This window comes from Flavobacterium aestivum (genome assembly GCF_026870175.2).
Taxonomy (GTDB): Bacteria; Bacteroidota; Bacteroidia; order Flavobacteriales; family Flavobacteriaceae; genus Flavobacterium; species Flavobacterium aestivum.
In genome coordinates this window covers 1,751,738-1,777,158 of record NZ_CP113977.2, presented here as the reverse complement: position 1 = coordinate 1,777,158, position 25,421 = coordinate 1,751,738, and the positions used below count along the sequence as shown (strand labels likewise).

Annotated in this window: 24 protein-coding genes and 1 pseudogene; 10 read left to right on the top strand and 15 right to left on the bottom strand. The window is 34.6% G+C overall.

The genetic code is table 11. The annotated features are described in order from the left end of the window. The first annotated feature begins 206 nt into the window (after positions 1-206). Together OZP08_RS07805 and OZP08_RS07800 are read left to right on the top strand one after the other, a co-directional pair. On the top strand, positions 207-1,439 hold the full coding sequence (locus OZP08_RS07805) for a hypothetical protein (RefSeq protein ID WP_268849065.1): 1,233 nt from the start codon (positions 207-209) through the stop codon (positions 1,437-1,439). Then, on the top strand, positions 1,430-2,464 hold the full coding sequence (locus OZP08_RS07800) for an NHL repeat-containing protein (RefSeq protein ID WP_281323400.1): 1,035 nt from the start codon (positions 1,430-1,432) through the stop codon (positions 2,462-2,464). The genes OZP08_RS07805 and OZP08_RS07800 overlap by 10 nt, the downstream gene beginning before the upstream one ends. Before the next feature lie 120 nt (positions 2,465-2,584). Here OZP08_RS07800 and OZP08_RS07795 read toward each other — a convergent pair whose 3' ends face one another. Next, positions 2,585-3,325: a hypothetical protein gene (locus OZP08_RS07795; protein WP_281323399.1), complete on the bottom strand. Its 741-nt coding sequence runs from the start codon at positions 3,323-3,325 to the stop codon at positions 2,585-2,587. A gap of 342 nt (positions 3,326-3,667) precedes the next feature. Here OZP08_RS07795 and lysS point away from each other — a divergent pair, with 342 nt between their 5' ends. After that, positions 3,668-5,368, top strand: a complete 1,701-nt coding sequence (gene lysS, locus OZP08_RS07790; RefSeq protein ID WP_281323398.1) for a lysine--tRNA ligase — start codon at positions 3,668-3,670, stop codon at positions 5,366-5,368. Positions 5,369-5,421: 53 nt separating this feature from the next. On the opposite strand, the gene OZP08_RS07785 is transcribed toward lysS, so the two are convergent. Together OZP08_RS07785 and OZP08_RS07780 are read right to left on the bottom strand one after the other, a co-directional pair. Continuing rightward, entirely contained in the window at positions 5,422-5,928 is a 507-nt protein-coding gene (locus tag OZP08_RS07785; protein WP_281323397.1) for an RloB family protein, read from the bottom strand. 101 nt (positions 5,929-6,029) lie between these two features. Further along, a complete protein-coding gene (locus OZP08_RS07780) occupies positions 6,030-7,157 on the bottom strand; it encodes an AAA family ATPase (RefSeq protein ID WP_281323396.1) in 1,128 nt (375 codons plus the stop codon). A gap of 275 nt (positions 7,158-7,432) precedes the next feature. On the opposite strand from OZP08_RS07780, the gene OZP08_RS07775 reads away from it, so the two are divergent. After that, on the top strand, positions 7,433-7,666 hold the full coding sequence (locus OZP08_RS07775) for a hypothetical protein (protein WP_268849056.1): 234 nt from the start codon (positions 7,433-7,435) through the stop codon (positions 7,664-7,666). Positions 7,667-7,725: 59 nt separating this feature from the next. Here OZP08_RS07775 and OZP08_RS07770 read toward each other — a convergent pair whose 3' ends face one another. The 12 genes and pseudogenes from OZP08_RS07770 to OZP08_RS07715 form a co-directional block, all read right to left on the bottom strand. Continuing rightward, positions 7,726-9,000 carry an alginate export family protein gene (locus tag OZP08_RS07770; protein WP_268849055.1) on the bottom strand — a complete coding sequence of 425 codons (1,275 nt, stop codon included), beginning with the start codon at positions 8,998-9,000 and terminating at the stop codon, positions 7,726-7,728. Positions 9,001-9,011: 11 nt separating this feature from the next. Beyond that, positions 9,012-9,611 (bottom strand): SCO family protein, encoded by a 600-nt coding sequence (locus OZP08_RS07765; protein WP_268849054.1) that lies wholly within the window; start codon positions 9,609-9,611, stop codon positions 9,012-9,014. Positions 9,612-9,638: 27 nt separating this feature from the next. Then, positions 9,639-10,412: a formylglycine-generating enzyme family protein gene (locus tag OZP08_RS07760; RefSeq protein WP_432419630.1), complete on the bottom strand. Its 774-nt coding sequence runs from the start codon at positions 10,410-10,412 to the stop codon at positions 9,639-9,641. 27 nt (positions 10,413-10,439) lie between these two features. Further along, positions 10,440-10,760 (bottom strand): annotated as a pseudogene (locus tag OZP08_RS07755) (c-type cytochrome); the annotation flags it as partial. A gap of 102 nt (positions 10,761-10,862) precedes the next feature. Next, entirely contained in the window at positions 10,863-12,359 is a 1,497-nt protein-coding gene (gene nirK / locus OZP08_RS07750; RefSeq protein WP_268849052.1) for a copper-containing nitrite reductase, read from the bottom strand. A gap of 93 nt (positions 12,360-12,452) precedes the next feature. Next, positions 12,453-12,695 carry a cytochrome C oxidase subunit IV family protein gene (locus OZP08_RS07745; protein WP_281323395.1) on the bottom strand — a complete coding sequence of 81 codons (243 nt, stop codon included), beginning with the start codon at positions 12,693-12,695 and terminating at the stop codon, positions 12,453-12,455. A gap of 2 nt (positions 12,696-12,697) precedes the next feature. Then, positions 12,698-13,279: a cytochrome c oxidase subunit 3 gene (locus OZP08_RS07740; RefSeq protein WP_268849051.1), complete on the bottom strand. Its 582-nt coding sequence runs from the start codon at positions 13,277-13,279 to the stop codon at positions 12,698-12,700. A gap of 195 nt (positions 13,280-13,474) precedes the next feature. After that, a complete protein-coding gene (locus tag OZP08_RS07735; protein ID WP_281323394.1) occupies positions 13,475-14,440 on the bottom strand; it encodes a DUF438 domain-containing protein in 966 nt (321 codons plus the stop codon). Positions 14,441-14,572: 132 nt separating this feature from the next. Further along, positions 14,573-16,348 carry a nitric oxide reductase activation protein NorD gene (locus tag OZP08_RS07730; RefSeq protein ID WP_281323393.1) on the bottom strand — a complete coding sequence of 592 codons (1,776 nt, stop codon included), beginning with the start codon at positions 16,346-16,348 and terminating at the stop codon, positions 14,573-14,575. 150 nt (positions 16,349-16,498) lie between these two features. Continuing rightward, on the bottom strand, positions 16,499-17,290 hold the full coding sequence (locus tag OZP08_RS07725) for a CbbQ/NirQ/NorQ/GpvN family protein (protein ID WP_281323392.1): 792 nt from the start codon (positions 17,288-17,290) through the stop codon (positions 16,499-16,501). Positions 17,291-17,665: 375 nt separating this feature from the next. Continuing rightward, positions 17,666-18,997, bottom strand: a complete 1,332-nt coding sequence (locus OZP08_RS07720) for a cbb3-type cytochrome c oxidase subunit I (protein ID WP_268849049.1) — start codon at positions 18,995-18,997, stop codon at positions 17,666-17,668. 16 nt (positions 18,998-19,013) lie between these two features. Beyond that, the gene (locus OZP08_RS07715; RefSeq protein WP_268849048.1) at positions 19,014-19,445 is read right to left on the bottom strand and encodes a c-type cytochrome; all 432 of its coding nucleotides are present in this window, start codon (positions 19,443-19,445) and stop codon (positions 19,014-19,016) included. A 432-nt stretch (positions 19,446-19,877) separates the two neighbouring features. Between OZP08_RS07715 and ric the strand changes: the two genes are divergently transcribed. The 6 genes from ric (at position 19,878) to OZP08_RS07685 (ending at position 25,371) form a co-directional block, all read left to right on the top strand. Further along, positions 19,878-20,609, top strand: coding sequence for an iron-sulfur cluster repair di-iron protein (gene ric / locus OZP08_RS07710; RefSeq protein ID WP_268849047.1), 732 nt, complete (start codon positions 19,878-19,880; stop codon positions 20,607-20,609). A gap of 31 nt (positions 20,610-20,640) precedes the next feature. Continuing rightward, on the top strand, positions 20,641-22,746 hold the full coding sequence (locus OZP08_RS07705; RefSeq protein ID WP_281323391.1) for a ribonucleoside triphosphate reductase: 2,106 nt from the start codon (positions 20,641-20,643) through the stop codon (positions 22,744-22,746). A gap of 127 nt (positions 22,747-22,873) precedes the next feature. Continuing rightward, positions 22,874-23,041 (top strand): anaerobic ribonucleoside-triphosphate reductase, encoded by a 168-nt coding sequence (gene nrdD / locus OZP08_RS19705; protein WP_349293467.1) that lies wholly within the window; start codon positions 22,874-22,876, stop codon positions 23,039-23,041. Then, positions 22,995-23,711: an anaerobic ribonucleoside-triphosphate reductase activating protein gene (locus OZP08_RS07695; RefSeq protein WP_349293466.1), complete on the top strand. Its 717-nt coding sequence runs from the start codon at positions 22,995-22,997 to the stop codon at positions 23,709-23,711. The genes nrdD and OZP08_RS07695 overlap by 47 nt, the downstream gene beginning before the upstream one ends. A 56-nt stretch (positions 23,712-23,767) precedes the next feature. Continuing rightward, positions 23,768-24,925 carry a hypothetical protein gene (locus OZP08_RS07690; protein WP_281323390.1) on the top strand — a complete coding sequence of 386 codons (1,158 nt, stop codon included), beginning with the start codon at positions 23,768-23,770 and terminating at the stop codon, positions 24,923-24,925. Continuing rightward, on the top strand, positions 24,922-25,371 hold the full coding sequence (locus tag OZP08_RS07685; protein ID WP_281323389.1) for a CopD family protein: 450 nt from the start codon (positions 24,922-24,924) through the stop codon (positions 25,369-25,371). Before OZP08_RS07690 ends, OZP08_RS07685 begins: the two co-directional genes overlap by 4 nt. The last annotated feature ends 50 nt before the right edge of the window (positions 25,372-25,421 follow it).

Here is a 25,421-nt window from a genome sequence, read left to right as displayed (position 1 = left end):
CTTGAAGTCATAAAAACCGAAACGTAAACTACAAAGCTTAAACAATATGTAATAGTCCCGAATATACTTGCTATCTAGACAAACAATACTCTCGCTTTTTTGCATTAATAGCTAAATAAACACAAAAAAAGTTTTTTATTTTTAAAAAAGAGAAGACATTTACACTTTTTTTATTCCAAAACACAATAACCCCTAATCTTGTTTAAATGACCCCAAACGTCAAAAAATGGCTCTTTGCCAATTTATTATTGTCTGCTTTTGTCATGCTTACCAGCTGTGATAACGAAACTCAATACGCTGATTACAAGCCTAATTATTTATCAAGCATTGACGCAACAAATTTACCGATAGGAAACCGACCAATGACTATGTTTGAGGATGCCGAAAGTCCTTCAAAAATGTATGACAAAAAAGATCGTTGGTTTCGCATAAACCAGCCGTTGCAAATAATTCAAAAAGGAAAAGATTCGGTTCAAATATCTCTTTATTCTCCAGTTGGACTTTCGGATGTAAAAATCTATGCCAAATTGGGCAACTATGACAAACGATTCTTAATCTATCATTTTACAAAAATCCCAGCTTTCCATCGTTCGTTTCACCAAATTCCTTTAGTGGCTGGAAAAAATGATTATTTACTTGAAACTGGTAATGCCGTTACGATTGATAAAATTGACGGTTTCTCTTCTGGTGCAATAGAATTCTCAATAGAATCAACTGATCCTTTATTTGCTAAATTCAAAAGAATAAAGTCTTCACAATTGGTACAATTTCATGATGGGTATCATTTAAGTGAACCTGGCAAATTTTTACCAATGAACCCTGTTTTGGCCAAAGAGGCAATAACAATGATCATCAACTACTCCTATGCATTAAGCCATCCTTTGTATTATGAAACTTTTATCAATTTCGATAAATACAAACAAGAGCAAGCTGCTCTAGCCGGAACTGCAATAAATGGAGCTATCAATTGGCATGGAAATGCTGATGATGTCAATGGAGTTTACGATTATTTTTCTAAAGCCGAAATTGAGCAACAATATTGGAAATACGTTGATGACAGATCTCTTTATATGGCAATGGTAGGGGGTGACTCAGCTTGGGGAGGTGGTCCTTTAGCCTCTCAATGGGAATCTGGTTATATAACTGGACACTGGACTGGCGAAATGTCTGTTTGGTCACATGAGTATTCTCATCACACCGGTTACAGCCATAGCAGCAATTTATGCAATAGTGGAGAAGGTGGCGGACAACAAGAAATGCTTACCCATTTTTATAAATACTTAATATACTTAAATGACCTACCATTTACCGATCCTGAAGTACTAAAGGGATGGAGTAAAACTAATTACTTGAGTAAAGCTTATAAAAAACCAGTTTTTACAATTGATCCCAAAAACCCTTTCTTGATGAAATATAAAGGACTAGGAAAATGGAATTAACAAAATATACCTACATGAACAAAATAGCTTTTTTTATACTATTGCTTTGCACTTTTACAAATTGCAGCAAGGATTCTGACCAGACTGCTGATCCAACAAATTATACGTATTACTACCCGTCGGATGAAGCTACAATTACAGCAAAACAAATTGGTGACGGAACTGGAACATTAAATCCTAAAGGGATAGCTGTAGCAAACGATAAATTGTACATCTGTAATGGTGATGTGCTTGAGGTTTTTAATGCTAAAACTTTATCTTACATAAAAACAATTAAAGAGTACACCAAAGGAACTACCATAATTCCGCTAACCAAACTTTCATCAGTATGTATTGATAATGGACGCATATATATTGGAAGTGTCGATTCAAGACTTTTTGTAATTGATGAAATCACAAATCTTGGAATAAACACTGTTGGAAATGGACAATGGTGGCAAACCTTTGTACATGTTTTTGGTGTTACTGTAAAAGACGGACTTTTATTTATCAAAGAAAAAGAAACCTCCATTAAGGTTTTCGAGACATCGCAAATCACAGATACAAGCAATTGGAATTTGACTCCCATTGCCAAATTAAACACCTTACAAGGTTTTGACGAAATTTATTCGATGGATGTTGCATCTGGAAACTTGGTTGTAGCCGGAAGAAATGCAAAAGACTATTTATTTTATAATATTGAGGATATTAGAAAGAACGCCGCAAGTTCACTTACTACCCCAATAACCCCAACAACGAAACCATTTACAGATGCAAAACCTATTGCTATATCATTTAGTAATGAATGGGCTGTTACTTCGGAAAACGTTGGAGATTTAAATTACCTTCGTATTTATCCTAAAGAAGAATTCATTGGTAAAACCTATAATCCAAGAATAAATGCATCTGATATTATGGGTGCAAATCCTTTTGGAGATATTGTTGGCATCGCACAAGTTGATGATCGTCTTTTTTTAGCAGATAATAAAGCCCAAAAAATAAGAATCATTAAGCTTAATAAATCAACAATTGCTGAGCAAAAATAAAACAAGCACATAAGTAAGAAATTAATGGGCAGACTCCCCTGCTCCTAATTTCAATATCTTTAGCATTTCAAAAAAGCAACACTTACATGGTTTTAAATAACTTTGTAAGTGTTGCTTTTTTTAATCAGCTGATTCTGGTTCTAAAACCACTTCTAAATTTGTACTAGCTGGATTTTGCAAACAATCGGTTAATAGAAATTCTATCGAAAGTGATTTCCGGTCTTCGTTAATTTTTGCCAGTGGATTGGAAACTGATTGTATTTTTCGAGGAAAATGATAGCTCAGAACATAATTCTGGACTAGTTTATAGCCTTTGTATTTCGCTTTTAACTCTTCTATTTTATCAAATTCCTTTTTTTGTATTACTGTATCTATAATTGTTACGGTTCTGTTGAAACGATTGCCTGCAAAATCGTAATTTACTCTGTAATAATGCTCTTCGGCAGCCAAAGCATAATTATTTTTAATATCATCTAAATAATGGTCCGTTTTAGAAAGATCAACAATATCAGATGCTTTTTGGAAATTCTGGCTATAGATAGACCTAAATTCTTTATCATAAGAACTTGCTTTTGTATGAACTTTTACACCTGAGTACTTCAAGAATACTTTTTGGTCGGCCACAGGTGTTCTCGAAAAAGTTTCTTGATGTTTCTTGATAAAATCTCCAAAAACGTAGGTCGTGTCTTTGTATACATCTTCCTTAGAATAGTTTTCCCTTGCAATTTGCATATAGCTGTGTTCATCTCTCAAATGAGTAACCTCAATATTTCCGCTTCCATCGGAATTAAGATGAAGGGTTTCGGTAACTTGACAACTTACGGTTAGAAAAATTAAAAGTATAAAAAAAGGTAATTTCATGTTCTTTTGTGGGGGCTAAGATGTAGAGATACTAAATTTCTGAGTTTTTCTGAAAACGAAGTTACAGTATTTTGTGCGGAATTTTGCATTGTTTTTTTACAATAAAATACAACTAAAGATCTTATAAAAACTAAACTTGTAAAATAGCCCTGATGGAAACGGCATCTCCCGATTTAGAAAAACAAGGCTTTTTAGCCGTAGTTTTTATTAATCGGGAATACAGTGGACAGCAGGTGAAATGTTGAGGAAAAGACTAAAATTTCTGCTCCAAAAAATCTAAAACCTGCATTCTGAAATCTGCAATCAATTTGTTATCTTTGCGCACTTAAAAATCAGAACGAAATGGCATTATCCGAACAAGAAATTATCCGTAGAGAAAAACTTCAAAACTTACGCAATTTGGGAATTAACCCTTATCCTGCTAATCTTTTTCCTGTAAATCATACTTCAAAGCAAGTAAAAGAAAACTTTGAAGAAGGTAAGAAGGTGATTGTTGCCGGACGTTTGATGAGTGTTAGAGATCAAGGGAAAGCTTGTTTCGCCGAATTACAGGATAGCGAAGGACGTATTCAGTTATACGTGAATCGTGATGTTTTGTGTGAAGGTGATGATAAAACGTTATACAATCAGGTATTTAAAAAACTGACCGATTTAGGTGATTTTATTGGTATTGAAGGAGAATTGTTTACCACGCAAGTAGGTGCGAAATGTATTCGTGTAAGCGGATTTACTTTCTTGAGCAAAACGTTACGTCCGTTACCTCTACCAAAAGTGGACGAAGACGGAAAAGTATTTGATGCTTTTAACGACGCCGAATTGCGTTACAGAATGCGTTATGTGGATTTGACAGTGAATCAAAATGTGAAAGAAACGTTTATCAAGAGAACAAAATTGTTCAACTCGATGCGTTCTTTCTTTAATGATAAAGGATATTTGGAGGTTGAAACTCCTGTTTTGCAATCTATCCCTGGTGGTGCTGCGGCAAGACCTTTTATCACGCATCACAACTCGCTTGACATTCCGCTATACATGCGTATTGCTAATGAATTGTATTTAAAAAGATTGATTGTTGGTGGTTTTGACGGTGTGTATGAGTTTTCTAAAAACTTCCGTAACGAAGGAATGGACAGAACTCACAACCCAGAATTTACCGCAATGGAAATATATGTAGCCTACAAAGACTACAACTGGATGATGGATTTTACCGAAAACTTGTTGGAACATTGCGCTATTGGTGTAAATGGTACCAGCGAAGCAACTTTTGGAGAACATAAAATCAACTTCAAAGCGCCTTACGCTCGCGTTACAATGACAGATTCTATCAAACATTTTACTGGTTTTGATATTTCCGGAAAAAGCGAAGCTGAATTATATGAAGCTGCTAAAGGAATGGGAATTGAAGTAGACAAAACAATGGGTAAAGGAAAATTGATTGATGAAATTTTTGGCGCTAAATGCGAAGGAAATTACATTCAGCCAACATTCATCACAGATTATCCAAAGGAAATGTCTCCGCTTTGTAAACAACACCGTGACAATCCAGATTTGACTGAACGTTTTGAATTGATGGTTTGTGGTAAAGAAGTAGCAAATGCTTACTCTGAATTGAATGACCCTATTGACCAAAGAGAGCGTTTTGAAGACCAAATGCGATTGGCTGAAAAAGGTGATGATGAAGCTACTGGTACAATTGATGAGGATTTCTTGAGAGCATTAGAATACGGTATGCCTCCAACCTCTGGTTTAGGAATTGGAATGGACCGTTTGATGATGTTCCTGACCAACAATGCATCGATTCAAGAAGTATTGTTCTTCCCTCAAATGCGTCCGGAGAAAAAACAGACAATTGAATTATCAGACGAAGAGAAATTTATCGTAGACTTATTGAAAGGAAATGAAAATAAAATGGATCTTCAGCAACTAAAAATTACTGCGAATTTAAGCGGTAAAAAATGGGATGCATCAATGAAAAATTTATCTAAGCATGGTTTGACTAAAGTTCTCGTTGAAGGAGAATATAAAATGGTTGAATTGGTGGAGTAAATTTCTATTCGTTCTTATACTTTAAAGGAGTTTCAAATTTGAAACTCCTTTTTTTATTGTTTTTGATTTTCTAAAAATAGTACCAATTCATCAACGTTAGTATATGGATTTAAATTAAAAATTTCAACACCATAATTATTTTCAACAACAGACAATCTAATATTTTCAGCATTTGATTTAGCAATGGTCAACTTATCTTTTAATATCGAATAATGTTTAAAATCGTTTTTCTCATAATTTTCCATACCAATACATTTCTTTAATTCTTTTTCTAGGACTTCTTCTGATGCAAATGCCTTTGTGGAATTTTTAAAATGATACAAATACCAAGACTCAAAACAAATACTAGAAAAAATCACTTTAATATTTTTATCCGATGCTAACCTGAAAGCTTCATCTCTTTTTGCCTGATTATCATGATCGAAAACCACGAATATTTCACCAAATCCATCTCGCTTAGCTTTCTTTATTGCCTCTTCAACAACTCCTTTGCAATCTACTTTATTACTTTGAAAAACATTTACAGCAATTGTTTTTGACAAACGAAAATCCTCTTTCATTGCATTAAAATAATTTTTCTCAGTCAATCCTTCACAGAGAATCAAAACTTTAGATTTAAACTCTCTTGCTTTAAAAGTATTATTGGGTCTTTTAGCCATAATTATGAATTTATAAACTCAATTAATTCATGCCTAAAAGTTTCTCTTGCAATATTAGGTACAGCACCTAATCTACCTTCCAAATACCATTTTTCAAAATTCCCTTCTCTAATTCCTTTAATATCGGAAACAGTATATAATTCTGTTTCACCTTTGGAATTTTTCTCAATTAAATTGATTTGATCTCGCCGCAAGTTATTTCCAGGACTTAATAGAGTCGTATCATGAGTTGCAAATATAAATTGTGCACCTTTTGTATTCACTTCTGGATCGTTAAATAACCTTAAAATATATTGTGCAATTTCAGGGTGTAAACTTCTCTCAAATTCATCGGCTACAATAATATCCCCATATCTTAAAGCCATAAAAATTAAAGGAGAGAAAGAAATAGCTCGTTGTGTTCCAGAAGACTCATCAGAGAATTCGAATTCAATCCTCTCGCTCTTATCATTTAAATGAATAGTTTTTATTACACCATCTTTTTCTTCAAAATCAACAACTTGTGTATCCAACTTCTGTATTAAAGATTTTGATAAACTTAGAATTAAACTCTCCCCCTCAAAACCACTAAAAAGATGTTTATTTGCAGCTCTATTAAATCTCTCAGAATGAAAAAGATCTGTCGTAAATACAAGCAACATAGAGAGCCTCTCATAAACACTTTTGGCAATTTCAATATTTTCAATTGCTGCTTTACTCAAAAACAATTGATTTTCAGTTGTACGCTGTTTAATAGTCTCAAAAATTCCTTCATAACCATTCCCTTTAGTAAATTCTTGTCTATATCTTTCAAAAACTTTAACTTTCAATCCCTTTGGATAGAAAAAAAGTGATTCATTTATAACTTCTTTTTGAAAAACTTCAACAGAATACATATATAAAACATTTTCAATTAAGATATCAATTGAAAAACAGGATGGTTCCAACATGTTTTTTTCACATAACCTAAATGGGCTAAACAATTTTATAGTATCATTTGGTTTATTATCTGTAGAATTCCTAATATATTCTTTAAACTCATGAAGAGCCCTGATTACATTACTTTTCCCACTTGCATTGGCACCATAAATAGCAGCTGAAGTTAATCCGTAATAATCCTTGTTTTTTGTAGCATTTGGATTTGTCTTCATAATTCTATTGACAGGATTTTTCAAATCACTAGGAATCATAGACAATTCCACCATTTTGTTAATTGACCTAAAATTTGCTATTCTGAAGTTTAACAACATACTTAAAGCTTTAATTTGTAAATATATTACAAATATACACTTTAATTGACTCATAAGTCATAAATCAACCATAAAAGAAAGGGGTATTTGAAACTCTTTTTTTTATTTAAAAACATCACACCAACCCAAGCAATCGGTTTTCGTTTTCGTAACTTTACTATTCAAAATCACACGTTATGAACACTTTAGAATTAAAACAAAAAATAATTGAAAAACTAAAATCTGTTGATGATGCTGACTTGCTAAAGGAAATTATGAATTTGCTTCAACCTGTAGATCCAAATGAAATTAAGCACTTAAATGCAAATGAATTGGAAATAGTAAAAGACGTTGATGAGGATGAAGACATAAAAATCATTTCCCAAGAACAATTGGACAAAGAAGATCCTGAATGGATTACTGAAATATGACATTGTAAAGCATAAAAAAAGGAGCCTCTATGAAGCTCCTTTCGCAATACAAGGCAAAATTATTTGAAAGAAAAAATCTGAGGATTCACATTAATACATAACCACCCCCAATTGTTGGTGTGGTCAACATCACCACCTTTTAGCCTCTGCATAGTATCTGTAGCGAACATTTGAGAGTAACCTCCAGTAATGTTTATAAACTTATGAACGGCATAACCTGCTGTAAAATCGATTTCCGTACCAAGATAATTGTCCATTTTGTTTCCGCTGGCATCCAGAACTGTATTAGCTGCACTAAAAGCATGTGGCAATAAAGCAAACTGCCATTTATTTACAGCGTAGCCAAACTTTAAAAATGCATCTTGCAACCCTACTGAATTTCTATGATTTCCTACATAGAAATAATCCATATAGCCATTTAGTCCATGGTTGGTTCCAAAAATAGGATAGAATGATTTTATGTTTGTACTAGCATCTGCTTGACTTTTCCCAGATAGGAATTCATAACCAAAACCTGCTTTGAACTTCTCTGTTACTGCATAATTAAAATTAAGAGCAGCATCAAAAGCACTCACATTATATGTATTGTTTTTTCCAGTCTGACCATAAAACCAAAGATTTCCATCCCAAGATGTACCTTTGGTATTCATATAGGTTCCAAATGTTTGCATGTAATCTACTTTGAGTTCAGGTGTTGGTGTTGGAATTGGAGGTGTCAATTTATTTTCGTAGCCTGTGTTCAAGAACAATAAACTCATGTTTAGTTTTCCTAACTCAGTATGATACCAGGCATACTGCATGGCTTTGTAATTGGGAACTGTATATGGTACCGCAATATCTGTTTCTCCATTGGCATTATAAGCAACTGCCATATCCAATTGGCTCTTACTACTTTTATAGGTTACCAAAGCAGCATCATGGCTTTGTGCTTGTGGCCCCCAATCAGCTTCACCAAGGATACGCTGATTATCATATGAAATCACTTGACGACCAATACGAGTACTCCATTTGTCATCAAAATTATATTGTGCCCATGCTTCAAATATTTGAATACCGTTTACATCCGATTTTGCATTGGTAGCAACATCTCCCCAAACACGAACATTTTGCATGCTCAGTTTGGTAACAAACTTATCTTGCTTAAAATTTAAGCTTAAGCGTGTTCTTGATGATATAAACTGAGCTGGTGTTTCTCCATAAGGGATTGGTGCTTTATACCCATTTCTAAACTCATAACGAGGTTTGATTTGTAAATTCGCATCAAATTCTTGGGCAAAAGTATTTATACTGACCATTGCTATAGCAGTCAGTGCCATTTTTTTAAACATCTTCATTTTGTTGATTTTTAATTAAGTTTAACCGCTTCTTCGGTAATTTTTTTAATGGTTTCATCCGAGTTAACGCCTAATCCTTCTTGTTGGTAAGCTAATTCTCCTTCGGCATTAAAGATACTTATGATATTGGAATGAGAGAAATCTAAAGGAGATATTTTTTTATAATTAACAGCCAAAACTGCTGCAAACTCTCTTGTATTTTCTTCTGTTGAACGCAAGAAAAGCCATTGATCACCTTCCATTTTATTTTCAATAGAAAAGGCTTTTAATCGTTTTGGTGTATCTACCTCCGGGTCAATACTTACCAATACTAATTTTACATTTCCCTTGATATTTTCCGGTAAGCGAGATTCAATGTTGCGCATATCAGCCACTAAACGGGGGCAAGCTGCTTTACATGAGGTGTAAATCATGACCATTACAAGTACTTTCCCTTTCAAGTCTTTCATTTCGATATCTTTACCATCTTGATTGGTCCATTTGGAGGGCAAATTGTAAATGGATAGTTCGGATATTTTATTAGTTTTTGATGATACTTGTGCATCTACCTTCGTATTACAGCTTTGTAATGCAGAGCACAACAATATCATCCCTAAAATTAACTTTTTCATATTTTTTTATTTAAAATTATTCCAGCATTATTTCAGGTCTTTGGCACATCTAAACCCAAGATTGCGGGAACTATAACTTGCTTTGAGGCTGCCTCTAAAAGCATAGCGCATAAAAGCGGCATAATTCATTAAATCGGTAGCATTTACAGATCCGCTTCCGCAAAAGAGGTTCTTATCAGTATCTTTATCTTTTCTGGACTCGCCTGAAAGAAAAATGCTATTGAAGTCAGAAGTCCATTCCCATACCAAACCGTGCATATCATAGACTCCCCAATAATTTTTAAAAGTATGCCCAACAGGATTCATATACGTTTTAGGCTTTTCATACCACGACAGAATATATTTATTGAATTCTTCTTTGGTTCTTGCATCAATTCTTTTTTCATCGGCCATGGCCACATATTCCCATTCATCCATTGACGGCAGGCGTTTTCCTTGGCACTCGCAATATTTCTTGGCTGCAAACCAAGAAACGTTTGTTATGGCTGCATTACTCAAGTTCTTTTTCCCGTAATTAAAATCACTTTCCCATTGATTCAAGTAGCTTTTATCAGCAAATAGTCCTTTCATTTTAGAGCGACTATACTCTGGATATTTTTTTAAGAAAGTAAGATATTGTGCATTGGTAACGGGGTACACATCCAAGCTAAAAGGAGTAACTTTGACTGGTTTCTTGTTAGTGGCACCATAAAGGGGGACAAAAGTCCCCCCATTTATAGTTGCCATTTTAACTTCTTGAGCATAAAGAGTGACGCAAATAAACAATAAAAAGAAAATTTGAATTTTTTTTAATGAGAACATAGCAACTCTTTTTACTTAATTTAATTGTTATCTTTGAGCTTTCACCATGGCTGGTGTAACTACTGTTTTATTATTACCCCAACTAGAGTAAACATAAGTCAAGGCATCTGCAATTTGTTGGTCACTTAAAGGCTGAGCTGGCATAGCACCATTGAATTTTTTACCATTTACAGTAATTGGTCCATTTAAACCTTTAACAACTCCTTTTATAGCACGATTTACATTTGCATTCAGATAATCTGACTTTGCCAATGGAGGAAAAGCTCCCGGAATCCCTTGTCCATTTGCTTGGTGACAAGCTATACACACTTTATCAAAAACAACTTTACCTTTAGCTGCGGTTTGGCTAAATCCGTGTAACCCGAACCCCATCATTGCGATGCAAAAAATATACTTTTTCATTACTTCTACTTTTTATAATTATTATTTAAACTTGAATTCTTTTTTTTTTTAATGTTCTGCAGCTGCAGCTTTTGGAGCTGGTTTAGATTTAACTCCTTTTACTCTTGCAGGACTAATAACTGTTTTGTTATTTCCCCAACTGTTATAAACATAAGTTAAAACATCGGCTACTTCTTCTTCAGTCAAATTTTGACTAGTCATTACATTGTTGAATTTTTTACCATTTACAGTAATTTCTCCACTTAATCCGTGCAATACCGCATTTATGGCTCTGTCTGGATTAGCATTCAAGAAGTCTGATTTGGCCAATGGAGGGAATGCATTTGGGATTCCTTGTCCTTCTGGCTGGTGGCAAGCAAAACATGTTCTTCCGTACAATTCTTTACCTGATTTAACTTGCTCAGCAACTGTTTTTGCAACAGTACTTTTTGGAGCTGTTTTTTCTTTAGGCATGTTTTGTATAGTTCCTCCCTCTGGCAAATAAATCCCTTCTTGAGTCGTTCCAGAGTATACTTCTTTGTTTCCTTCTCCTTCTACTTTTAGCATTCCTAGGGCACCTTTATTGAAAGCTCTAAAGATAGAGTGATCTACTAGAATAAATGTTCCGGGAACATCTACTTTAAACTCAACAATAGCTGATCCTCCTGCTGGTATCATAGTAGTTTGCACATTTTTATTTATTATATCTCCACCTTCAACGTGTACTTTATCAAAAATTTCCCCAATTACGTGGAAAGAAGATACCAAGTTTGGTCCGCCATTACCCATATAAATACGAACTGTTTCCCCAACTTTAGCAGTGATTGCTTTATCTCCTGTCATAGCTCCCACTTTTCCATTGAAAACTACATAATCTGGTTCTTCTTTTATGGCTTTATTCATATCAAAAGGTTGTGAACCTTGCTCTCCATACGCTCCTTTGGTATAGAAATCTCCCTGCATTACATAGTATTCTTTGTCTACTGGTGGCAATCCTCCTTCTGGTTCAACCAAAATCAAACCATACATCCCGTTGGCAATGTGCATCCCTACTGGTGCAGTAGCACAATGGTATACATACAAACCTGGATTTAAAGTTTTGAAATTGAAAACTTTTTCGTGTCCTGGCGCTACCAAAGAAGATGTTGCTCCTCCTCCTGGCCCTGTTACCGCATGCAAATCTATATTGTGAGGCATTTTATTGTCCGGATGATTTTTTAAATGAAACTCTACTTCATCACCAACTCTGGTTCTAATAAAACTTCCTGGTACAGACCCTCCGAATGTCCAATAAGTATATTTTACCCCATCTGCCATTTCTCCTTCTTGTTCTTTTATTTCCATGTTTACAACTAATTTAGTTGCTGCACGGTCTCCTACAGGTTTAGGTACAAATGGCGGTGCTGTTAATTCAGCTTCCTGTTGCCCTTCTACTTTAATATACCTGTTTGTATCAGCATCACTACCTACTGTATATCGATTGAATGCTAATAATCCTAACGAAAGAGTTAGGCCTACCACTAAACCTATCTTGATTCGTTTACCATTTTGTTGTTTTGTTTTCATAATAATGAACGGTTAAATTATAGCGTAAAGATAAAAGACAAGTTTGTCCTTTTTTATGATAAAAATCATGTTTTTAACTTTTTATTATGAATCTTATTTAAGACTTATAATAACAACTATAATTAATCCCAAAGTCACTATTAAACTGATTTTCCAAAACGAATTTGCCTTTTTTAATTCCATAAATTGAAAAGCAACCAATAGAAATTTAAAAGCAGCCAAAACCATTAATGAAGAAACTACAAGTGTTGAAATTGTAAATAAATTAGCGATCCAAGCAGTTGCAATAGTCAGTAATAGTAGTAAAACATAGGTTAAAATTAGTTTTTTTTTCATTATTAAAAAAATAAATAAAGTGTAGGAAATAAAAGCAACCAAATCAAATCACACATGTGCCAAAAAGCGGCACAAGCCTCAACATCTTCAAGAACGGTATCGGAATTTTTCTTCGTCATTCCGTAATTCGTCCAGCCCAAAATAACTAGCCCAATAATGACATGAATAACATGAAATCCTGTTAACAACCAATAAAAGGTATAAAACATATTGGTATCTAATGAAATTCCGCTTTCTATTTTATGATAATATTCAACGCTTTTTAGAACTAGGAATAAAAAACCTCCCAGCATAGCCAACTTAAAGAAAACCGATGATTTCTGAATATTATTTTCCTTGAATTGATCTACCGCACTGGCCATGAAAAAACCACTTGTTAGCAAAAAAACTGTATTAATGGCTCCGAAAGTAGTATTCAACTGCATACGCGAATGATGAAAAACTGCTGCATTTTCCTGTCCGTAATACACAAATGCCACCAATGCCATCCCGAAAGTTATGAGTTCTAGAAAAATGATTATCCACATCAGGATTCCTCCCGGCGGATAATAAATGCTTTTATAGTTTATTTTTAAAGTGTCCATTTTTATTATTTTAAATTGCTAATTTTAGATTTTGGATTAACTGATAATGCTTATTTGCCTGAGCTAGATTGTTATTATTTCCAACAGTTGAAACCGTATACTATGGTTAGAATCTAGGTTTTTTTATGCCTGCTGAAAATGCCTCATCTTACTGCTCCAAAATCTGAAATCTGCAATCTAAAATCTACATTTATCTTACTCCCAATCCAGCAATCTTTTTTCACCTTCAATTTTTTTGATGTCGGTAATATCCTGAGACATTTCGATAACACCTTTGTAATTTTTGTTGGCATCCCTTACAGCAAAATAGCGAATGTAAATCAGACGTTCTTTGTAATTAATCCAAAACGAAGATTCATTTTGAGTTCCTTTTCTAAATTCATCCAAGATTTTAAGAACTGTTCCCACACTTTTTGGAGGATGGCAAAACCTTACTTCACGTCCTATGATTCCTGCGCTTCTAGGAAAAACACGTTCTTCTCCCCTGTTATAGAAAATCACTCTGTCATTTTCATCTACATAAGTCAAGTCCAACGGCATGGTTCTTAGCAATAAATTCACTTGCTCTACAGTCATATAGCCTTCATCATAATGGGATTTGTTTTCTAAAGAGAATGGCATTTCCCTAATAGTAAAATCTTCACTCGGATGCACATATTCTACTTTTGGGAATGGCGGTGGTGTATGTGATAACATCCAGCCTATTTCTTCCTCCCCTTTTCGCATTTCGATCCAATCATTCTCGCCAAGAAGATCCAATGAATTTGGGAACAAAACATTTTCTTCAACACCCAACAATCGGTAAATTCCATCTACCAAAAATGGTGTGTTAATGTATATTTTTTCAGGATTATTCATTTTGATATAATACTGAATCAATCGGAATTGTTCTCTCAAATTATCATGAAACGACCACATTCCTTGTGAAGGTCCTACCCATCCTTTTTTTTCCAAGAATGGGAAAAGCTGATTTTCCTTTCGTTCAAATCGTTTCTCAATAGTAAGCAACTGATTGAAAATGTTGATGAATTTTGGTAAATCAATCAATGGATTGACATTTTTAATCTCCTCCAAAAGAGATTCGATTAATTCTTTTTCCTGAAAGTAAATCCAAACAGGATGTCCTTCCAGCAATGTTGTGGTATTTATTGTTTCTGTCATTTTAATTAAATTTTAGACCTTTTTATTTTTTTACCATTAAGGCATTAAGGAAATTAAGTTTCAATCTATATTTTAGCGCTAACCTTAATGAAACTTAATGTCTTAATGGTTTATCTAAAAATGGTTATTGTACTATTTTTGATGTTTTATTTTCTCGTATAATTTCACTAGCGATTGTAGCAACTCAACTGGAGTTGTTAGAATTTGATAGTGGTTTTGTCCAAACATTTGGGGCAAATAATATTTGGCTTCGGCCTCAATGGCCAATGCATAGGAATTAATATTTTTTGAATTGAGTTCTCGGAGGGCTTGCTTTACATCATTTACACCATACTTCCCCTCGTATTTATCATAATCATTGGGCTTTCCGTCTGAGATTAGAATTACCCATTTATTTTTGGTATTTCTTTTATCAAGACGAACACCTGCATGTCGCAAAGCTGCTCCAATTCTGGTATAACCACTTGGTTCTACTGCTCCTACTTTATGTTTGGCAATGTTCCAATTTTCGTCAAAATCCTTTACGGTTAGGTAGGTCGAATAATTTCTGGTTTTAGAATAAAAACTATCTATAGAAAAATCGATATTGAACTCGTTCAGAATTTCCCCGAACAAAATAGAAACTTCTTTCTCTACATCTATCACTCGGTTTCCAGCAGCATACCCGTCACTGGAAAGACTGATATCTAGAAGAATCAGAATCGATAAATCTTTTTCTTTTTTCCGATTGGAAACATAAATTTTATCCGATGGTGTTCTTCGGGAATGCACATCGACATACAAATCGGTTATGGCATCAATATCAAATTCATCGCCTTGGGTTTGCCTTTTTTGCTGCTGCATTTTATTATTGACATTGGTCAGCATTTTGCGTAAGCCCATTAGAGTTGAGGCATTCTTTACTATTGTTTTTTTGTAATAATCACTATCCGTTTTAAGCTGTACTTTTGGATATACCTTACAGAAATCATATTTATAAGTATTCTTGCTACAATCCCATTCGTCATATTTGAGATGGAAACCTTTTTCATCTACCTCAGCACTTTCGGAAATGGTAGTGTTTTCAATAAAATCGGCTTGATATACTGAGTGAGAGGTATCATCAACCCGAACCGTATATTTCATATTCAATTCATCTAAAGCGTCTTGATGATCTTCGAGTTCATCTGATCCATCAAAATCACGCCAGTTTCCGTTGAACTCTTCGGCGGTTTCTACTTTTTCAAAATTATGCAGCATCACATAATCCTCCTGTTGCTTTTTATCTAGCTCTACCGTAATGACTTCTTCTACAGCTTTGGCTTTAAGCGTTGTTAAAGGCTGAATCTCATTTGGTTTTTTAGTTTCATCCGAGAAGTTTTTTAGTACTTCATCAGAATCGGACACTACCTCGTTTTTCATCCATTTGCCAAACAACCAAGATAAATCCAGTTCATTTTTTCCGGTTACTTTTTGAACAAAATGCTGTTTCGCATTCTCAAAAAACTGTCTATCCAAAGAGAATTCTTTGAATACTATATCTAAAATTTCTTGAGATGTTTCTAATGCCTTTTGTTGCGAAAGAGGTAATTCAGGTTCAACTTCATTAACTGTCCAATTGTAATTTAAGCGTTGCTGCACGCTTAGAAACAAAATTCTAAAATGATAAAAGGTAAGATTCTCTTCTAGCGTGGGTAATTCGGCAAACGAAATCGGGAGAAAGAAACTATTGTTTTTATATCCTCCTTCCCTTTCGGCTGGAAATATTTCTATGGGATTTCCTGTCAAGGCACGTGCCATAATGGTCAGACGGGATTTTATCTCGGCAAGCGTAACCGTTCTGGCTTCTATTTCGGGACTTATTTTTTTTCTGTTTTTTAAGTGCTTAAAAAACTTCCCAACTAAGTATTCATCTATTTCGAAACCCATTTTTTTTCATTTTTTTGTCATTGTGAAGTACAAAGCCACATTTTACATATCAACTTTTATGATTTACTATGCTTAATTTTACTAGTGAGTTTGCTTCGTTCCTCGCAATGACTTTGTTTGTGAGCTTTCTGTGGGTGAAAACTCTTAAAATCATATCATTAAGTTGCACAAATCCTTCAGTGCTTCTAATGTTTGCAAATCATCAGTAAGAGGTTCGACAACGGCTACATGAACTGCCAATCGTTTTGGTAATCCAGATTGGATAATTTTGGCTGCATCGACCAAAAGTCGTGTTGAAACCGTTTCGGTCAATCCCAATTCGGTAAGATTTCTAATTTTATTACCAATGGCTACCAACTTTTTGGCGGTGTCATTATCAATATTCGTTTCGTTTATCAGAATTTCAGTTTCTATTTTAGACTCAGGATACTCGAAAGAAACTGCAATAAATCGTTGACGTGTAGATGGCTTTAGCTCTTTAAATCCTCGTTGGTATCCCGGATTGAAAGAAGCCACCAACATGAAATCTTCATGTGCTTTGATTGTTTCTCCAAGTTTGTCTATAAAAAGTTCGCGTCTGTGATCCGTAAGCGAATGTATGGCCACAATGACATCGGGACGGGCTTCTGCAACTTCATCCAGATAGATTATTGCCCCTTCTTTTACGGCGGTGGTCAAAGGACCATCGAGCCAAACGGTCTCATCTCCTTTGATGATAAATCGACCAATTAAATCCGTAGATGAAGTTTCTTCGTGACAGCTAATGGTGATTAGTTTTTTATCCAATTGATACGCCATATATTCTACAAATCGGGATTTTCCCGTTCCTGTAGGTCCTTTTAATAAAAAAGGAATTTTATTTTTATAGGAATGTTCAAAGACTTCTACTTCTTTGCCTACAGCCTGGTAATATGGCGTGCTTATTAAAGTATCTGCTAACATATTTTTTAATTTTTAAAAAAACCGGAACGCAAAACAAAAGTTTACTGGAAATGGAAGCTCTATAACAATCATCAAAGCGTTCCGGCTAAACAAAGCTGAACTAGTACGTTTATTTATATTGTTTATCTCATTTGGAGGTAATTATTGTTTGCATATAGTGAAACATAAAATCTTTATAGAATTACTTCCAACAAGCTATTTTTTTTTAGTAATTAGTCTATAGTGATCAGCATTTGGGGGATCTCAAAAAAATTAAAAAGAGGTGAGCGAATACCGTTTTTATTGAGTATTCATTTTTTTGAAATTTTAGAATTTATTCACATTATGATATAAATTCCTAGCCAACCACTAAAGACTATTAATTACTATCAACATTTATTCTCTTATGGCTTCATCTGTTGGACGTCCGTATTTTATGAAATCGTAAACAAACAGACAGATTCCTGTGGCGAACATAGTGGCGCAAATCAACAATACCACAAAGTGAATACTGATTTCGTTTTGTACAACCATAAATTCCATTTTCATTTTTCGTTCTAAATACACTTGTGCAACTCCGGCCACTCCAAAAGCTACTGTCATTCCTAACATCCCAACATTAGACAACCAAAAGGCTGCCATTCCTGTTGCGCTTTGGTATCTTTTACGACCAGTTACATTTGGCAATGCATAACTGATTATTGCCAAAACTATCATTGCATATGCACCCCAGAAAGCATAGTGTCCGTGCATAGCTGTAACCAATGTTCCGTGTGTGTAAAGATTAGTTTGTGGCAAAGTGTGTGCAAAACCTAATAAACCAGCACCTATAAAAGATACGATAGAAGAACCTATTGTCCAGAATAAAGCTATTTTGTTAGGATGGCTTTTCTCTCCTTTGCGATACATATTCACAGCAAACAATGCCATTCCTAAGAAAGCCAAAGGTTCTAGTGCTGAGAAAATACCACCTACGATTAACCAAATTTTATTCACTCCTATGTAATAATAATGGTGTCCAGTACCTAAAACTCCAGAAAGGAAAGTCAATCCTACGATTACGTACAACCATTTTTCGATAACTTCTCTATCTACACCTGTCAATTTGATTAGTAAGTACGAAAGGATACCTCCCATAATTAATTCCCAAACACCTTCAACCCACAAGTGAACTACCCACCAACGGAAGAATGAATCCATTACCTGACTGTCAAACCAAATCATACCCGGCAGGTATAACAAGGCCGCAAACAACAATCCCATAGACAATACCAAAGCGGTTGTGGTTTTGCGTTTTCCTTTATAAAGAGTTCCTAAAATCAATCCTAAGAACAGTAATACATTGACAACAACCAAGAAATCAAGTTCTCTCGGAATCTCTAGAAACTTTCTACCTTCCCAGTGATTGAAGTGAAAGCCAACTATGGCTATAACTCCAACAACTGCAAGAGAAATTAATTGTATGTAAGCCCATTTTACGCTTATCAGTTCGCATTGTGCTTCTTCGGGTATAATGTAATAGGCGGCTCCCATAAAACCGGTTAGCAACCAAACCACCAATAAATTGGTATGTACCGCTCGGGCAACATTAAAAGGGATTATATCGTGTAACCCTTGAATTCCTATTCGGTCAAAGCCCATGATAAAACCATAGACAATTTGCAGTGAGAACAATAGCATGCACAGTGCAAAAAACCAGTAGGCTACTTTTTGTGATTTATATTTCATATTTATAATAATTTAATTATTCATCTTTAGACAATGGAGAAACCACTCGGTCAAACCCATTTAGATCTATTTTTCCGATCCATTTGAAGTAAGCCACTACAGCATCTGCATCTTTTTCATTCATATTATAGGCAACCATTTTTCGTCCGTTTGGAGCCCAAGGTACTGGCGACATCAGCGCAGCCTTAACATATCCTTCGCCTCTTCTTTCAATAACTTTTGTCAATTCTGGGGCATAATATCCTCCTTCACCCATAATAGAGTGACAGCCCATACAATTGTTGTGTTCCCAAATTTCTTTTCCTCTCACTACTTGTTTGTCTATAGCCTTGTAATTTGTTTGATCATTTCTGGGCATAAACGAATAAACGGTCAATCCTATAAAGATTAAAAAGGTGACCAAAGTTCCTCCCAGAAAAAATGCCCTTGCTTGTGATTTTGAAAGCATAATAATCTGTTTTTATTAGTTAATAAAATTGTTGTTTTAAATAAAAGATAAATTTGTCCTTTATTTAAATGCAAATATAAAAGATATTTTTATCTTTTATTATAAACATTGTCATTTATTTTAATTTTTTTTCTTCTTATTTATTTTATGCCCTTCTCTATATAATAAGCGGCGTAAAATTTCTATCTAATAAGTTTTCAACAACAAAATGTTCTTAAGTCACAACCAGAATATGATAAAAATCATGTTCCGAATTTTCATTTAGTCGTAAAATTACCAAGTCAAAAAAAGAAGATCATAAAACCATATTTATTTTGTTTTCAAATATTTATGAAAAATAAAAAATAAAATATTTAATTACGGATAAATTTGTCTTTTATTAAAATTGTATCTATTTTTGTATTCAAATTTTTAATTATAAAAAACATCACTATGGAAACTTTAGAGAAAATTACAATAGGTGAATACGTAGCAAAAGACTTTAGAACAGCGGCTCTTTTTTCTAAATATGGCATTGATTTTTGTTGCAATGGCAATAGAAGTGTCGAGGAAGCTTGTGAGAAAAAAGCTGTAGAACCAAATGATTTATTACAGGAAATTGAAACCATTTTATCATCAAAAAATGAATCAGCTATCGATTTTAATTCATGGCCTATAGATTTATTAGCTGACTATATTGAGAAAACACATCACCGTTACGTTTCGGAAAAAACACCTACCCTTCTTCAATTTTTAGACAAATTAAATCGAGTACATGGTGCTAATCATCCGGAGTTAATAGAAATAAATGAACTATTTAAAGGTTGTGCAGGTGAACTGGCTCAACACATGAAAAAAGAAGAGCTGATTCTGTTTCCTTTTATCAAAAAAATGGTTCATGCCACCATTTCGGATGAATTAATTGAGCAACCTCATTTTGGAACTGTAGAAAATCCTATTGCCATGATGATGCACGAACACGATGCCGAAGGTGTTCGCTTTAGAAAAATTGCCGAATTGACCAATAATTACACTCCGCCTTCAGACGCTTGTAATACCTACAGAGTAACCTTTGCAATGTTACAGGAATTTGAGCAGGATTTGCATAAACATATTCATTTGGAAAACAATATTTTATTTCCAAAAGCTGCCAAACTAGAAAAAGACTTTACTGCTCAAAATTAAAAACAATTATAAACACTAAACATCAACTACTATGGAGAATAACGTCATCAAAAGGAATGGAACATACAAACCATTTGAAAGTTTTAAAATTAAAGATGCCATTGATAAAAGTTTTAAAAGCGTTTCCATAGCAGTTGATGAAAGTGTTTTTGAGAGCGTTATTCATCAGCTCACTGCTAAAAATGTTTGGGCGGTTGAAGAAATTCAAGACCTGATTGAAAAAAAGTTATTTGAAAAGAAATACTTTGATGTAATGCGATCTTTTATGTTGTTCAGGCATACGAGAAAGTTACAACGCGAACACATTAACGGATTGAATGAAGATACCACTTATGTAGACAGTACTCAAACCATTGAAGAATACATACAACAAACCGATTGGCGTATTAATGCCAATGCCAACACTTCCTACTCTAATGCAGGATTGGTCAACAATGTAGCCGGAAAAATTATTGCCAATTATTGGTTAGATAAAGTATACACTAAAGAAGAAGGTTACGCACATCGCAATGGTGATATTCACATTCACGATTTAGACTGTCTCACAGGCTATTGTGCAGGCTGGAGTTTGCGTGTACTACTCAACGAAGGGTTTAATGGCGTAAGAGGTCGTGTCGAGAGCAAACCTCCATCCCATTTTAGGGAAGCTTTGGGGCAGATGGCTAATTTCCTTGGAATTTTGCAAAGCGAATGGGCAGGTGCGCAAGCTTTTAGTTCATTTGATACCTATTTGGCTCCTTATGTTTTTAAAGACGATTTAGATTTTGAAGAGGTTCTAAAAGCTGTTCGCAGTTTTGTTTACAACCTGAATGTTCCTGCACGCTGGGGTCAATCGCCCTTTACCAATATCACTCTTGATTGGGTTGTTCCTGATGATTTGAAAACACAAATCCCAACAAAGAATGATTTCCATTTTTTTGAAAACAATTTTGAATATGATCTTTTGGTAAGAGCCAAAGAACGTGGTGTCGAAAAAGTAACTGATTTACGTTACGAACATTTCCAAAAAGAAATGAACCTCATCAACAAGGCGTATTATACTGTAATGACCGAAGGTGATGCCAATGGACAACCGTTTACCTTCCCTATTCCTACAGTAAACATTACCGAAGAATTTGATTGGAACGGAGAAAACACCGATTTGCTTTTTGAAAATACTGCGAAAATAGGTTCTTCCTATTTCCAGAATTTCATAGGAAGCCAATACGTTTTAGATGAAAACGGAAACAAAATTGAAAATGAAAACGCTTATAAACCCAATGCGGTTCGCAGTATGTGTTGTCGTTTGCAATTGGATTTACGTGAACTCCTAAAACGTGGTAACGGTCTCTTTGGGAGTGCAGAAATGACGGGAAGCATTGGTGTGGTAACCATAAACATGGCGCGTTTGGGCTATTTGAATAAAGGGAATAAAGCGAAATTATACACTGAGCTGGATCATCTTTTATATATTGCCAAATCTACTCTGGAGAAGAAAAGAGTATTTATACAAGAGATGTATGATCGCGGTTTGTATCCGTACACCAAACGTTATCTAGAGCATTTCAGAAATCACTTTTCGACTATTGGTGTGAATGGTATGAATGAAATGATACAAAATTTCACCCATCATCAAGACAACATTACCTCTGAAGCCGGTATTGAATTTGCCTCTGAAATTCTGGATCATATCCGTAACCGAATGAAAGAGTTCCAGGAGGAAACAGGAAATCTGTACAACCTAGAAGCCACACCAGCCGAAGGAACTACTTATCGTTTTGCCAAAGAGGACAAGAAACGTTTTGATAACATTATTCAGGCGGGACAAGAGGAAAATATTTATTACACGAATAGTTCTCAAATTCCGGCTAATCATACCGAAGACCCATATGAAGCTCTAATTTTACAAGATCAATTGCAATGCAAATACACCGGAGGAACGGTTCTGCACCTGTACATGAGCGAAAAAATAAGCTCACCGGAAGCCTGCAAACAGTTTGTCAAAAAAGTAATTACCAATTTCAGATTACCATACATTACCGTTACTCCAGTATTTAGCGTATGTCCTATACATGGTTACTTGAACGGGGAACACGAATATTGCCCAAAATGTGACGAAATCATAATTGCCGAAAAAGCGAAATATATTGAGGTATAGAAAAGTTGCTGAGTTACTGAGTTTGAAAGTTTAAATCTATTAAAAACATAAACAATCTTAAACTTTCAAACTAAGAAACTTAAAAACTTAGCACCTAAGAAACTTAGTAACTTTAAAATAAAAAATCATGAAACTAACAACCAATCAGATTTTAGAGAAAAACCAAGAATTACGCACTAAGTGCTTGGTATACACAAGAGTAATGGGCTATCATAGACCTGTAGAAAGTTTTAATATAGGAAAAAAAGGTGAACACAGACAACGAACTCATTTTACAGAAGGAAAGTGTTGCTAAACCTATTTATAGCATAACCCCTTTTACTTTATTAGACTACCCACATAAATCAGCTTGCATACTTTGGTTTGCAGGCTGTAATATGCGGTGTTTGTATTGTTACAATCCCGAAATTGTTTTTGGGAAAGGAACTATTTCATTCGAAGAAGCTCTTCTATTCCTAAAAAGCAGAAAGCAGTTGTTGGACGCTGTCGTTTTTAGCGGTGGTGAATGCCTGTTGCATAAAAAAAATATTTCGTTTATTGCCGAAGTAAAAAAAATGGGATTCTTAGTCAAAATTGACACTAACGGTTCTCGACCCGAAGTACTTGAAGAACTTATCATAAAAAAGCGCATCGATTATGTCGCATTAGATTTTAAAGCAATGCCGGCAAAGTTCGAAAAGATAACCCAGTCAAAACTTTTTATACCTTTTGAAAAGTCATTACATTTATTGCTTGGAAGCGGAATTCCTTTTGAAGTACGAACAACGGTACATTCTGATTTATTAAATAAAAATGACATTCAAAAGATGATTCTATATTTAGAAAACGAAGGTTATACCGGGAATTATTATATTCAACATTTTGTAAATGGAGCTCCTACTATCGAAAATCTGGGGCATTCCTTCAAGAGTTTAGAAAACGAAAATCTTTCAACAGATAAAATTAAAGTGCATTTTAGAGGATAATTATGAGAAAGTGTTGGATTCTGGTATGTTTTATCAATTTTTTCATTGCTTCACTAATGGGATTATTGCTCCGGTGGATGTATGTTGCCCGCATTGAAGGAGTCAATTTTCAGTTTTTGATGCATGGTCATTCACATGTAGCCATGTTGGGTTGGGTGTATTTGATGCTGTACTGTTTGATTTTTCATTTTTTTGTTCCCAAAGAAGCACAACAAAAACCTATTTACAACCGATTATTTTGGGTTACCGAAATCGCTGTCATTGGAATGATGATTGATTTCCCCGCCCAAGGATATGCTTTTGTATCTATCCTCTTTTCGACTATGCATATTTTTTGCAGTTACTATTTCTGTTATCTCATTTGGAAAGACGCTAAACCAACCACCTTTCCCGAAAAAAGAATGTTACGAACCGCTTTGTTCTTTATGCTCTTCTCTACATTGGGTGTTTGGTGCCTGGGTCCCGCTGTGGGATTAGCAGGAAAGGCAAGTGCTTTTTATCAAATTGCAATTCAGTTTTTTCTCCATTTTCAGTTTAATGGTTGGTTTTTGTTTGCTGTTTTGGCTTTGTTTTTCAAGCAATCAAAACTTACTATAAACGAGAAAAAATTTCGTGTGGTCTATAATTTATTCGTCAGCTCAACGGTACTAACATTGGCTTTGCCTGTGAGTTGGTCATTATCTAACCCTATTTTTTATTGGATAAACGGAATTGGGGTTGTGTTGCAATTATTGTCGGCTGTTCTTTTCATACAGCTTATTCAATCACAATTGCGAGCATTCTTCTCTCCACTTTCTTCATTGCAAAAAACCGTTTACGGATTTGCTTTGTTTTCATTAGCTTTAAAAATTATTATTCAATTGGTCGTTTTAGTTCCGGAACTAGCGCAAGTATCCCATGAGATCAGGAATTTTGTCATAGGATACATTCATTTGACTATGTTGGGTATTATCACTGGTTTTCTTTTTGGGTTTGCCTTTCAGAATAATTTTTTAAACCTAAAAAGCACCATTCAAAAATGGGGAACCATTCTATTTTTACTAGGATTTGTAGCGACTGAAATCCTTCTGTTCCTTCAAGGCATTTGGCTATTCCTGAATCTAGGATCATTTCCGGATTATTATCAAAATTTGTTTTTATCGAGTATCTTTTTACCAACGGGGCTTTTGATGCTAACTGTTGGCATTTTTAAATATAAACCCCAAATTATATGAACCATCATTTCCTACTAATCATTCATCTTTTGTGTGCCGCCATTTGGGTAGGCGGTCATTTGTTATTGGTCTTCGGTCATTTACCTCAAGCCCTCAAGGAGAAAAATCAGAATATAATCCTCGACTATGAGAAAAAGTATGAACCAGTCGGAATGACTGCTTTGGTTTTATTAGTAGTCACCGGAATCCTGATGGCTTATAAATATGGCGTAAGCATCGAGTATTGGTTTCATTTTGCTACACCAATAGAAAAAGTGGTTTCTACTAAATTGCTTTTGCTTTTACTAACGGTGCTTTTTGCCTTGAGTGCCCAATTCCGAGTATTGCCAAAACTTAAAACCAATCCTGATAAATTACCAGAAATGACTTTTCATATTCTATCTGTCACCTTGATTGGTGTTTTGATACTTATTTTTGGTTCTTTTATCCGTTTTGGAGGATTTTAGTTTTTATAATGAAATTAAAGAACAAACCTTATCATGTAATTTGCAATGCG